Annotated in this window: 12 protein-coding genes; 3 read left to right on the top strand and 9 right to left on the bottom strand. The window is 69.6% G+C overall.

Features of this window, described 5'->3' with window-relative positions; translation table 11 throughout:
• Positions 1 to 99: 99 nt before the first annotated feature.
• Positions 100 to 612, bottom strand: a complete 513-nt coding sequence (locus ACFWPS_RS31445; protein WP_383711032.1) for a nuclear transport factor 2 family protein — start codon at positions 610 to 612, stop codon at positions 100 to 102.
• Positions 613 to 1,012: 400 nt separating this feature from the next.
• Between ACFWPS_RS31445 and ACFWPS_RS31450 the strand changes: the two genes are divergently transcribed.
• Both ACFWPS_RS31450 and ACFWPS_RS31455 read left to right on the top strand, forming a co-directional pair.
• On the top strand, positions 1,013 to 2,209 hold the full coding sequence (locus ACFWPS_RS31450) for a CaiB/BaiF CoA transferase family protein (RefSeq protein ID WP_383711034.1): 1,197 nt from the start codon (positions 1,013 to 1,015) through the stop codon (positions 2,207 to 2,209).
• Between the two features lie 92 nt (positions 2,210 to 2,301).
• On the top strand, positions 2,302 to 3,759 hold the full coding sequence (locus tag ACFWPS_RS31455; protein WP_383711036.1) for an aldehyde dehydrogenase family protein: 1,458 nt from the start codon (positions 2,302 to 2,304) through the stop codon (positions 3,757 to 3,759).
• Between the two features lie 38 nt (positions 3,760 to 3,797).
• Here ACFWPS_RS31455 and ACFWPS_RS31460 read toward each other — a convergent pair whose 3' ends face one another.
• The 8 genes from ACFWPS_RS31460 to ACFWPS_RS31495 are packed head-to-tail and all read right to left on the bottom strand — an operon-like array spanning position 3,798 to position 11,162.
• Positions 3,798 to 4,211 carry a nuclear transport factor 2 family protein gene (locus tag ACFWPS_RS31460; protein WP_383711038.1) on the bottom strand — a complete coding sequence of 138 codons (414 nt, stop codon included), beginning with the start codon at positions 4,209 to 4,211 and terminating at the stop codon, positions 3,798 to 3,800.
• A gap of 8 nt (positions 4,212 to 4,219) precedes the next feature.
• Positions 4,220 to 5,155, bottom strand: coding sequence for a cyclase family protein (locus tag ACFWPS_RS31465; protein ID WP_383711040.1), 936 nt, complete (start codon positions 5,153 to 5,155; stop codon positions 4,220 to 4,222).
• Positions 5,152 to 6,099 (bottom strand): SDR family NAD(P)-dependent oxidoreductase, encoded by a 948-nt coding sequence (locus ACFWPS_RS31470; protein ID WP_383711043.1) that lies wholly within the window; start codon positions 6,097 to 6,099, stop codon positions 5,152 to 5,154. The genes ACFWPS_RS31465 and ACFWPS_RS31470 overlap by 4 nt, the downstream gene beginning before the upstream one ends.
• A 16-nt stretch (positions 6,100 to 6,115) precedes the next feature.
• On the bottom strand, positions 6,116 to 7,735 hold the full coding sequence (locus tag ACFWPS_RS31475) for a flavin-containing monooxygenase (RefSeq protein WP_383711045.1): 1,620 nt from the start codon (positions 7,733 to 7,735) through the stop codon (positions 6,116 to 6,118).
• 5 nt (positions 7,736 to 7,740) lie between these two features.
• Positions 7,741 to 8,685, bottom strand: coding sequence for a VOC family protein (locus ACFWPS_RS31480; RefSeq protein ID WP_383711047.1), 945 nt, complete (start codon positions 8,683 to 8,685; stop codon positions 7,741 to 7,743).
• Between the two features lie 51 nt (positions 8,686 to 8,736).
• Positions 8,737 to 9,978: a cytochrome P450 gene (locus ACFWPS_RS31485; protein ID WP_383711050.1), complete on the bottom strand. Its 1,242-nt coding sequence runs from the start codon at positions 9,976 to 9,978 to the stop codon at positions 8,737 to 8,739.
• Between the two features lie 46 nt (positions 9,979 to 10,024).
• A complete protein-coding gene (locus tag ACFWPS_RS31490; protein WP_383711053.1) occupies positions 10,025 to 10,765 on the bottom strand; it encodes an SDR family NAD(P)-dependent oxidoreductase in 741 nt (246 codons plus the stop codon).
• A 19-nt stretch (positions 10,766 to 10,784) separates the two neighbouring features.
• Complete coding sequence (locus tag ACFWPS_RS31495) at positions 10,785 to 11,162, bottom strand: carboxymuconolactone decarboxylase family protein (RefSeq protein ID WP_383711056.1); 378 nt, start codon at positions 11,160 to 11,162, stop codon at positions 10,785 to 10,787.
• A 512-nt stretch (positions 11,163 to 11,674) separates the two neighbouring features.
• Here ACFWPS_RS31495 and ACFWPS_RS31500 point away from each other — a divergent pair.
• Positions 11,675 to 12,242, top strand: a 568-nt coding sequence (locus ACFWPS_RS31500) for an MMPL family transporter (RefSeq protein ID WP_383711059.1), incomplete at its 3' end; no start/stop codon positions are given.

Genomic DNA, 12,242 nt, shown 5'->3' on the forward strand with positions numbered 1-12,242 from the left:
GGGCAAGGCGGAGAGGACTCGGGCGCGACGGAGGACGCCGGCCGCGGCACGCGTGCCGGTTGCATCGCAGGGCGAGCCCAGGCGCTGCGCTCCGTCAGGTCAGCGGAACACCTCGTAGGAGGGGTCGGTGTCGTCCCGGCGTCCCGAGGGCGGCGCGGTTGCCTCGGCCGAGAGCGTCACCTCGCGGTAGAGGTCACCGACGTAGGCTCGGTGGTCGATGGCCCAGACGCCCGCCCGGCGTGACCAGCGGTCCACGTACCGGCCGCGATGGAAAAGGTCCGTGACGAGGCCGTCGGCCGGGCGAGTGCGCAGCCACACCGACACATAGGTCTCGCTGGCAGCTTTTCCCGCCGCGTCGTCGACGTCGACGAGCGGGTTGGAGACCAGGTGCGAATGACCGGCGAGCTGGGCGTGGTACGGCCAGACGAAGTCGAGGAAGCCGGCGGCGGTCCCCCGGTAGGCGGGGCCGTAGTCGGCCGTGCCGTCGGGATGCCAGACGGTGTCCGCGAGTGCACGGTCCATGCGGTCGAGACCACGGCAGTACCGGTACAGCACCTCCGTGATCTCCTGCTGCGCCACGAGCCGGGTGATCGACGCCGAGTCGGTGTGCATGGTTCGCTCCTCTCGTGTGCCGTACGCCCGAGGGCGGAGTGGCGTCGCCGCCCGTAACGGCCGGGATGCCGGGAAACCCCTGCGAGCAACCTAGGAAGTGCCGTGGCGGGAGTCATGGGCTGTGTCCGCTGAGCGGGATCGAATCCGGGGCCGGCGCCCGATGCCGGTTAGCGTGGGCTGTCGTCGAGTGGGCGGCGTGACACCGCCGGTGCGTGCGGCCCGGCGGGGGAGCCTGGCGTTTCGCCCGCGACCGGGTCCCGTACGCCGGACACCGGCCCGAACGTCCGACCGAGGCAGGCCCACCGCCTACGTGCCCAGGCCGCCTCGCGCGGCAGCGCGCGCGGAACTCGCCCGGAGCAGCACGAGACGACGACCGACAGGAAAGGCAGGGAACGCAACCATGAGCGACGGACCACTGGCCGGACTCCGTGTCCTCGATGCCGCCACCCTCGCTGCCGGACCGCTGATCGCCACCTGGCTCGGCGAGCACGGCGCGGACGTGATCAAGATCGAGCAGCCCGACGGCGGTGACCCGCTGCGGCAGTGGGGCGCGCAGAAGGACGGCGTCGGGCTGATGTGGAAGAGCGTCGGCCGCAACAAGAGGAGCGTCACGCTGAATCTGCGCCACGAGACCGGACGGGACCTGCTGCGCCGACTGGCCCGGGAGGCGGACGTCGTGGTGCTGAACCTGCGGCCGTCGACCCTGTGCAAGTGGCGCCTGGACTATCCGAGTCTCGCCGCGGAGAACCCCCGCCTGGTGATGGTGCACGTCACCGGGTACGGAGCGGGCGGGCCGAAGTCCGATCGCCCCGGATTCGGCACCCTCGGCGAGGCGATGAGCGGCTTCGCCCACCTCACCGGCAGCCCGGACGGCCCCCCGACCCTCCCGTCGTTCATGCTCGCCGACGGCGTGGCGGGGCTGACCGCCACCTACGCGGTGATGATGGCCCTCTACCACCGCGACGTACACGGAGCCGACGGCCAGCTCGTCGACGTCAACCTGATCGACCCGCTGGCACGGCTGCTCGAACAGTCGGTGCTGACCTACGACCAACTGGGCGGCATCCCCACCAGAACGGGCAACCGCTGGGACATCAGCGCACCGCGCAATGTCTACCCCACGATGGACGGACACTGGCTCGCCATGTCCGGCAGCGCTCCCACGATCGCGAAGCGCGCCCTCCAGGCGGTGGGACGGCCCGAACTGACCGAGGACCCCCGGTTCGCCGAGGCCCAGCAACGCCTGCGGAACGCCGCCGAGATAGACGCGATCATGGCCGACTGGATCGTGGCCCGCACCCTGGACGACGCGATGGCCGTCTTCGAGGCGGCAGGCGTTGCCGCCGCCCCGGTCTACGACGCCGCGCAACTGCTCGCCGACCCGCACATGGTGGCCAGAGACGTCTACCCGTCCGTTCCGGACGCCCAGCTCGGGGCGATGCGCGTGCAGGCACCGGTGCCCCGGTTCTCGGCGACCCAGGGCGGCATCAGCCATCTGGGCCCGGCACTCGGCGAACACAACGACGAGATCTACGGGGGACTGCTCGGCCTCGACGCCGACCGGCGCCGGGAACTGTCCGAGCAGGGCGTGATCTGAGGCCCGAGGCTCCGTAACCCGGACAGACACATCAGGAACCACCACACACATGCCGGACGAGGTGGTCCGGCCACGGCGGCGGGAGGCCCCGAATGAGCCAACTCGATGTGGACGCAACCGACTTGGGGCAGGTCACCGAGTCCTTCATCGACGGGGTCCCGGTCGGAACACCCGAGGTCTACGAGAACATCGACCCCTCGACCGGACGCTCGCTCGGAGAGGTGTCGAGAGGGACCCCCGAGCAGGTCGACCGGGCGGTCGCCTCGGCACGCGCGGCACAGCGGGTGTGGCGCACCACGACACCGGAGCAGCGCGCCGACCTGCTGTGCCGGCTGGCCGACCTGATCGAGAGCCGGTCGGAGGAACTGGCCCGGCTGGAGAGCGAGGACTCCGGCAAACCCCTGACCCAGGCACGCAACGACGCGCGGGTGTGCGCCCGTTACTTCCGTTTCTACGGCCACGCGATCGACTCCTACTACGGCCTGAGCCTGCCCCTGCGCCCCGACCTCCACGTGTACACGCGTCGCGAACCCCACGGTGTCACCGGCCGCATCCTCGCCTGGAACTATCCCCTGCAACTGCTGGCCCGCGGGGTGGCACCCGCCCTCGCGACCGGGAACTGCGCCGTGGTGAAACCCGCCGACGAGACGCCGCGCACCGCGGTGGCCGTGGCAAGGCTCGCCCTGCAGGCCGGGCTGCCGCAGGGGGTGTTCAACGTCGTGACCGGGCTCGGTGCCGAGGCCGGTGCCGCGCTGGCGGCCCATCCCGGCGTCGACCATCTGGGCTTCGTCGGCTCCACCCGGGTCGGCGCCCTCGTCGCCACGGCCGCCGCCGAGCGGGTGTCCCCGGTGACCCTCGAACTCGGGGGCAAGTCGGCCCACTTGGTGTTCCCCGACGCCGACGTCGAGAAGGCCGCCCGGGTCGCGGCGGGCGCGATCCTCCAGAACGCCGGGCAGACCTGTTCCGCGGGGTCGCGGGTGCTCGTCCACGAGAGCGTGCACGCCGAACTGGTGGAGCGCGTCGCGGGGCACTTCGCCGAGGTGACGATAGGCCGGGGCCTCGACGATCCCGACCTCGGCCCGCTCGTCTCGCGCAAGCAGCAGGACCGGGTCCGCGCATATGTGGGATCGGCCGGCACCGGCGAGATCGTCTTCGGCGGTTCGGTGGCCGAGCCTGAAGGCATGACGGACGGCGCCTACTTCATGCCGACCCTGATCGACGGCGTGGACCCGGCGGCACCGATCGCACAGGAGGAGATCTTCGGGCCCGTGCTCACCACGATGCGGTTCGCGACCGAGGAGGAGGCCGTCGCCCTGGCGAACGGGACCGAGTACGCCCTGCTCGGCGCCGTCTGGACCAGGGACCTCAGCCGCGCACACCGGGTCGCCGCCGAGGTGGAGGCCGGCCAGGTCTATGTGAACACCTATGGTGCGGGCGGCGGTGTGGAACTCCCGTTCGGCGGATTCCGCAAGTCCGGCTACGGCCGTGAGAAGGGCGTGGAGGCCCTCGACAGCTGCACCGCGACGAAGACGATCGTCGTCCAGCTTTGAGGCGCACCTCTGAGCCGGCCTCTTGTGATCCCCCTGGTTCAGGGCACGTCGCCGACGTACTCGTCCACCCGGCGGCGCAGCAGCCAGCGTCCCGCCGACTCCTCGAACGTGTCGTGATACCGCGCCACGATGGCGACGGACCAGGCGGAACCGGCGCGGACGAGCATCACCACATCGCTGGTCGCCTTCGCCGTGCGGTCGTCCCACTCCGTGAGGAGCGTGTTGCCGACGAGGTGGCGCTGCGGCCGGTCCGGATCCGGCCGCCACCCCGGACGGGAGAACGCCTCACGGATGGCGTCGGCACCCACCAGGGGCTCGAAACCGGGTATCTCGACCACGCCGTCCGGCAGGTACAGCGCGACCATGTCCTCGGTACGGCCCTCGTCCTGGGCCTGGGCGTGCGCGGCGACCGTCGCCCGCACGCCCGCGCTCACCTCGGCGAATTCCGGCACCGCCGCACCTACTTGATGGCGATCGGAGTGATGGGGGAGCCGACGGAGCCCGTCACCTTCAGCCCCGGGGCGCAGAACAGCATGTCCCACACGCCGTCCTCCTCGCAGTCCGCGGCCAACTCCTCGAAGTTGAACATCTCGCCGAGGGTGAGGCCCATGTCCCGGATCACCACCTGGTGGAACGGGATCGTCGCGCCCTTGACCGGACTGGGCCACACCTCGCCGGAGTGGTTGTCCATCGCGAGCGCCGCGACCTCGCGTTCGTACAGCCAGTTGCAGGTGTCGAGGCAGGGCCCGGGGGCGTTGCCGAGGAAGTGTTCGCGGTCGCCCTCCAGGAACCACTGGTAGGAGCCGGTGCGCAGCAGCACGATGTCGCCGGACCCGACGCGCACGCCCTGGCGTTCCTCGGCGGCCAGCAGGTCGGCCTCCGTGATCTCGTACGAGTCCTCCAGGCGGTCCACGCCCTTCGACCGCGCGATGTCGAGCAGGACCCCGCGGGAGATCAGCCGGTCGACGGCCTTGTGGAACGAGTTGCGGCTGGCACCCTGGAAGTTGTTGACCGCAGCGGCCGGCACGTTGTTGTAGAAGGTACCGCCGTAGCCGGCGTGCGCCAGCCCGTCCCACTGGGTGGCGGCCTGCAGACCGGTGACGATCATGTCGTCGGCGGAGATCAGACCGTCCTGGGCGAACCCGGTGTCGGACGGCAGCAGCGTCATGACATGGATCGGGTTGTTGCGGAAACCCCCGGACTTGAAGGGCCCGTTGCTGTCGAACGCCATGCCCAGGTCGAACGCCTTGCCTGTACGGACGAGTTGTGCGGCCTCGATGCGCTTCTGCGGGGTCACGAAGTTGAGGGTGCCGATCTCGTCGTCGTCTCCCCAACGACCCCAGTTGTTGAGTTTCTTGCCGAGTTCGTGATGAGGCCAGACCTTCTCTGCGCTCACGCTTCTCCCTCTTCTCCTCGCCGATGTGCCATGTAACGGCTGACGCATTCCATGAGGTCGCGGGGAACGTGGTATCCGGAGTGGTCCTTGATCCGGTCCAGGTTCCCGACGATGTCCTCGGTCGTGACTTTGAGCGGATCGGCGGGCAGATAGCCCTCGGTGACCCCGACGAAGAGGTGCGCGAAACGTCCGGCTCCGGCGAGGAACACCTCGCCGTTCACGTCGCACGCCTCGTGGGCGAGATACGCCACCATGGGCGCCACGAGCGCGGGATCCATCACACTGCCACCGGGGTGGCGCTGTTCGCGCAGCGCGTCCATGCTCTCCGAGGGACCGCCGCCCATCCGCGTCATGGCGTTGGGGGCGATCACGTTGACCTTGATGTCGTGGCCGCGGGCCGAGGCCGCCATGCTGCGGGCCATCCCGATCATCGCCGCCTTGGCGGTGGCGTAACCCAGGTTGTCCGGGAGTCCGAACATCCCGATCGAGCCGGTGAGGACGACCCGGCCGTAGTTCCGCTCCAGCATGTACGGCCAGGCCGCACGTGTGGTGTGGAAAGCACCGAGTACGTGTACCGCCAGGTGGCTTTCGATGTTCGTCGCGTCGATGCCCGGCAGCCCGGCGAACCGCACGTTGCCGGCGTTGTTGACGACGATGTCGATCCGCCCGAACGCCTCGACGGCGGCTTCGACGGGCCGTCGGCCGCCGTCCGCGGTGGAGATGTCACTCGTGTCGGCGATCGCCGTACCGCCGGCGTCGTTGATCTCCGCGGCGACTGCCTCGGCGGGACCGGTGTCGGAACCGAAGCCCTCCATCGAGCCGCCCAGGTCGTTCACTACGACCTTCGCGCCCAGTTCACCGAGGAGCAGGGCGTAGGCCCGCCCGATCCCGCGTCCGGCGCCGGTGACCACCGCAACGCGATCGTCGAAGAGGTGTTGCCGCATGACCATGCCTTCCGGTTCAGGAGAGGAAGCGGGAGTATTTCGACTGGAGGACCTCGCCCATGAACTCGCGCAGCTTCGGCCGTCCGCCGGGATTCAGTAGGAAACTCCGGGGCTTTCCGGCGATGTTGGAACCGAAGAAATAGCTGTGCTCGCCGAACGGGGAATACGCGGCGAGCTCCGCGACCATGGCGTTCCAGCCCGCCTCCGTGTCGGCGGGGACCTCGATCACCCGGTGGCCGTGATCGCGCAGGTACTCGATCGCGTCGGCGACGAAGTTCACCTGGTCCTCGGCGTACCGCGGGTTGTTGCCGGCCGCACCGTGGGGCCCTCCGGGAAAGAAGAAGTTCGGGAAGCCGTGGCTCATGAGCCCGAGGAACGTGCGCGGGCCGTCGGCCCAGTGGTCCTCCAGCGCCAGCCCGCCGCGGCCGCGCACCCCCATCCGGTTCAGCGCGCCGGTGCCGAAGTCGAACCCCGACGCCCAGACGATGACGTCGAACTCGCGCAGTCCGTCGGTCGTTTCGATCCCGGTCTCCGTCACCCGGACGAGCGGGTTCTCCCGGAGATCGACCAGGCTCACCTTCGGATCGTTGTAGGCCTCGAAGTAGCCGGTCACGAAGGGCGGCCGCTTCCCGGCCCAGCCGTGGTCGGTGGGGATGAGCCGCTCGGCCGTCGCCGGATCCTTGACGATGCCGCGGACCTTCTCGGCCATGAAGGCGCACCAGTCGTCGTTGGCGGCCTTGTCCGTGAGCATGTCGGCGTAGTGGCTGATCACCTTGGCGAAGCCCGGGCTGTGCCACATCCGGTCGTGGAACTCCCACCGTTCGGGCTTGGAGTCCTCGAAGGCCCTGCGGTCACGCGGCTGGTGCAGGAACCCGCTCGCGGAGGCGTTCAGGTTCTCCCGCAACTGCTCGAAATGGGCCCTCAGCTGCGCCTGTTGCTCGGCGGTGATCGGCTCGTTGTTCAGCGGGGTGCACCAGTTCGGCGACCGCTGATAGACCGTCAGGGAGGCGACGTCCGCGACGATCGAGGGGATCACCTGGACGCCGCTCGAACCGGTGCCGACCACCGCGACCCGTTTGTCTGCGAAGTCGACGGGAGTGTCGGGCCACAGGCCGGTGTGGTGGGCCACGCCCCTGAAGTCCTCGATACCGGGCACGTCGGGGAAGACCGGCACCGACAGCACACCGGTGGCCGCGACCACGAACCGCGCCCGCACCTCGGTGCCGTCGGTCGCCCGCACCAGCCAGGTGGCCGAAGGCTCGTCGAAAAGCGCGGAGTTGACCCGGGCTCCGAACCGGATGTGGCCGCGCAGGTCCAACGTGTCGACGGCGTAGTTGAAGTACCGCTCGTTCTCCGGCTGCCCGGCGAACCGCTCGCGCCACTCCCAGCCCTCGAACAGCTCCTTCGAGAACAGATAGCCGTAGGTGTAGCTCTCCGAGTCGAGGCGGGCTCCCGGATACCGGTTCCAGTGCCACACCCCGCCGACCCCCTGGCCGGCCTCCAGCAGCCGGGCGGAGAGTCCCGCGTCGAGGGCCCGCTTCAGCTGATGGATCCCGGTGACACCGGCACCGATGACCACCAGGTCGACATCGGTGTCGACGGCGTTCGGGCTCCCGTTGCTTGCAGGGACTGCCAAGTCGCTCACCCCCTGCGCGGATCGCCGGCCGTCAGCCTGGTGGTGAAGCCCCAGGGAATGCCGAGTCCGGTCGCGGCGTCGGTGACGAGCGTGTCGCTCGTGCGCGTGCGTATCCCCACGCCCTGCGCGTCCAGATGGCGTGCGACGCGGTCGAGGTCGGCGACCTTCCAGGTGATCGAGTGGTACGTGTCGTTCGGTGCGCCGGTGGCCCAGTCGGCGTGTGCCGGGGTGCCGTCGTCGGGGACCGCGTACTCGAAGACCGCGTCGGCCAGGTGGACGTAGGTGCTCTGCGCGCCCAGCACCTCGTTGCGTCCCGTGTGGATGACCGTCCCGCCCAGTCCGTCGACCATCACGCGCAGGGCGCGGTCGACGCGGTCGGTGAGCACGGTGTGGTGCGAGCAGCGCTCGATGCCGAGCGGGTCGTCCTCGGACACCGGCGGCAGCTCCCAGTCCGGGGCCAGCCGGTGGTCCAGCGGGAACGGGATCTGCGGCAGGAACTCGTAGCGCAGGCCCGCGTCCTCGGGAACCGTGAAGAAGATCGGCATCGGGGAGTTGGGCGCGGTCGGGGGATCGTCTCCCTCGGCGACCTCGTCGAGTTGACCGACCATGCCGATGCCGAGCCCCTTGAGCGCGCGATAGGCGTCCGCGATGCCGTCGACGTACCAGCCGAACCCCTTCAGGTGCGGCTTGTCGACCGAGGCATAGCGCTGGAGGCCCTGGAGGACGTAGCGCTTCGGGTCGATCGTGTCGAACAGGACGTCGTTGATCGGCGTGAACGTCGAGTAGTCGGTCGGATAGCCGTCACTGACGGGGGCGTTTCGCGTCATCTCGGCCATCGGCCGGCTGGGCCGCCCGAAGACGCGCTCGAACCACGCCTCCGCCTCGCGGAGATCGGTCACATGATGGCTGGGGTGGTACAGCAGGGTCACACGAAAGCCGCCGTCGGTCATGGCGGTCCTCCCTTTCTCAGGTCTGTCGTACGAGCCGTGCGGGGCCGGCGGTCACCAGGCGACGGGCAGTTCGTAGATGCCGTAGGCCTGCGAGTCCTCCTTGAACGCCAGTTCCTCCAGACCGGCCGCCAGCCGCAATGTGGGAATGCGGCGGAACAGGGTGCTGAAGACCACCTGGAGTTCGATGCGGGCCAGCTGCTGTCCGACGCACTGGTGGGGGCCCCAGCCGAACGCGAGATGGTGGCCCGCGGCGCGGTCCAGGGTCAGCACCTCGGGGTCGGGGAACGCCTCCGGGTCCCAGTTCGCCGCCGGCAGACTGGCGATGACCCCCTCACCGGCGCGGATCGTCACGCCCTCGAACTCGACGTCCTCGACGACCGCGCGGCGGGCCAGCAGATGGGCGATGGTCAGATAGCGCAGCAGTTCCTCGACGGCCTTCGCGACGTAGTCGGGGTCGTCGGAGTTCTCGCGCAGGGCGGCGAGCTGGTCAGGGTTCTGGAGCAGCAGCGCCGTCCCCAGCGTGATCATGTTGGCGCTCGTGTCGTGGCCCGCGACCAGCAGGATGTGGCCCAGCGGTGCGGCTTCCTCCAGCGAGAGCTCACCGGCCTTGATCCGCGCCCCCAGGTCCGAGAGCACGTCCTCGGCCGGGTCGTCCATCTTGGCCTCGATGAGCCGGGCGATGTACGCGCGCAGCGCGCTCGCCGTGGCCGCGTTCTCCTCGGGGGTCTTGTGCACCGCGTTGGTGACGCCGGCGTGCTTCTGGAAGAAGGCGTGGTCCTCGTACGGCACCCCGAGCAGCTCGCAGATCATCAGCGACGGCAGGGGCAGGGAGAGCGCCTCGTTCAGCTCGGTCGGGTTGGGGCCGTCCAGCATCCTGTCGATGAGGTCGTCGGTGATCCGCTGGATCGCCGGCTGGAGTTTCCGCATCCGGTGGCGGGTGAAGGAACTGGTGAGCATCCTCCGCCAGCGGGAGTGCTCGGCGCCGTCGGTGTTGTTGATCGACGGCTGCATCTCGCCCGCGTGCGCCTTCATGGCCGCGGTGGTGTGCGGGTATCCCGGCGCGCCGATGTTCGCGCTCATTCTCGCATCGGCGAGGATCGCGCGCTGGGCGGCGTGGGTGAGGACCAGCCACGGGGTGGTGCCGTCCCAGCTGCGCACGCGCATCACCGGCTGGCCGGTGTCGCGGAGTCCCAGCAGGTCGGGTGGGGGAGCGAAGGGGCAGGTGCCCGACCTCGGCGCCGGGAACCGCGGGGGTTCCTCCGTCGCTTCGGTGTCCGTCACGGTCTCTGTCATGGTCGTCCCTTGCCTGTGGCGTTGTTCGTGGCCTTGTTCGTGCCGCTCAGACGAAGTAGCGGCCGCCGTTGACGCTGAGGGTCTGTCCCGTCACGTATCCGGCCTCGTCGGACGCGAGGTAGGCGACCGCGTAGGCGATCTCGTCGGGGCGCCCGGCCCGTTTCATGGGCATGGTCGCGCCCAGCGCGTCGGGGTCGAATCCCTCGCGGAGCAGGGGAGTGTCGATGAGGCTCGGCGCCACGTTGTTGACGGTGATGCCGGTGCCGGCGAACTCGAGGGCGAGCGCCTTGGTCAGACCGATCACCCCGCCCTTGGACGCCGCGTAGTGGGACACCGCGGGACCGCCGGTCTGGGCGGACGAGGACGAGATGTTGACGATGCGTCCGTGCCCCGCGGTCAGCATGTCCGGCACGAGGGCTCGCGTGACCAGGAAGGGGCCCTTGAGGTTGATCCGGATCATCCGGTCCCAGGTCTCCTCGGTGAGGTCGGGGAACGGCACGTAGTTGGTGATACCGGCGTTGTTGACCAGGATGGTGACCGGGCCGAGTTCCGCGTGCGTCTGCTCCGCCGCGGCCGTGACGGCCGCGGCATCGGCCGCGTCGCCGACGACCGCCACCGCCTTGCCGCCCGCCTCTCCGATCGCGTCAGCCGTCTCGTGCGCCCCCGTGCCGTCCAGGTCCCAGACGGCGACCGTCGCGCCCTGGGCGGCGAGCACCAGGGCGATCGCCCGTCCGATACCTCGGCCGCCACCGGTGACGACCGCGCTTCTTCCGTTCAGTGACGTCATTCAGGACTCCAGGTAGGTGCTACTGCTTCGGTTCTGCGGGGATGTCACCCCTCGCCGCGCCGCGTGCCGGACCCAGTGCCTTCCGGGCGGCCTTCCGTGCGGCCACGGCCCGGGGGAAGCCCGCGTATCCGGCGGAGTGGTAAAGGACTTCGGCGATCTCGTCTTCCGTCAGCCCGTTGTTCAGCCCTATCCGGACGTGGCTGCCGAGTTCGTCCTCGGCGCCCAGTGCGATCAGGATCCCCAGCGTGACCAGGCTGCGGTCCCGTCGTGCCAGACCCTCGCGCGCCCAGAGTTCGGCCCAGACGCTGACCAGGCCGATCTCCACGAGGTCCGCGCCCACACCGTCGTCACGCAGGTCGGCGTCCTCGGCGAGGGGGGTGTTGACGACCGAGGACATCGTTCGGAGTCCGAGTCCGCGCAACTCGGCCGCTGTCGTGGGATTTACGGGGGATTCTCCGTCCGTCCCGCTCACCGGGACGGACTTTCTGTCGCCTGCACTCGCCACACCCTTCTCTCGGTCACCGGGTTACGTATTCAGATTGGTAAAATTAGCTATCTGATTGAACCGTATGTGAAGGGGGGTGGATACGGCAATGCCCTGGACGACGACTCGTCGCCATGGGGCGGTCATGGTGCCATCGGCCTGACATCAGTGCAGGTCAGAACCTTGGCGGCAGGAGCTTCGACAAAAGGGGTGTGTCGGGAGCAAGGACCGGTCCGTGGTGTAGCGGGCTACACCACGGATACGGGAGAGCGCTCCCTCGTGGCTCCGGTCGTCTCGCGGAAGGGTGAGGTGTGGAGACGGACGCCTCCCTGAACCCACTGCGAACAGGGCGGACTTTCCCATGCCGAGGCGGTCCCGGCTCCACGCGCACTGCCGGAACCGCTTATGTGGAGGCTTCCCTCGTCATGGCAACTGTCCTGTATCACCTGGGCCGTGTGGCCTTTCGTTGGCGATGGTTCGTCGTCGTGCTGTGGGTGGCGGTGCTGGGTGCCGTCGGATTCGCCGCGTCGAAGGCGCCCGCAGCGGCCGACGAGGGCTTCACGATGCCCGGGATCGAGTCCCAGAAGGCGTTCGACCTGCTGGAGCAGCGTTTCCCGGGGACCACGGCCGACGCGGCGAGCGCGCGCATCGTGTTCGTCGCCCCGAGCGGGGAGAAGGTGACCGCGGCCGGCAACCGGGCCGCGATCGAGAAGCTGGGCGACGAGGCCGCCGACGGCCCACAGGTCGCCACCGCGGTCGACCCCTTCCAGGCCAGGGCCGTCAGCAAGGACGGTACGACCGCGTACGCGACCGTCTCCTTCAAGGCGAAGGCGGACGACCTGACCGACGCGAGCAAGAAGCATCTGGAGTCCGCCATCGACGTGGCCCGGCAGGCGGGCCTGACCGTCGAGGTCGGCGGCGACGCGCAGGCGACTCAGCCCGCGGCCGGCGGACCGGCCGAGGTGATCGCCATCGCCGTCGCCGCCGTCGTCC

This window comes from Streptomyces sp. NPDC058457, from assembly GCF_042720695.1.
In the GTDB taxonomy this organism is placed as follows: domain Bacteria; phylum Actinomycetota; class Actinomycetes; order Streptomycetales; family Streptomycetaceae; genus Streptomyces.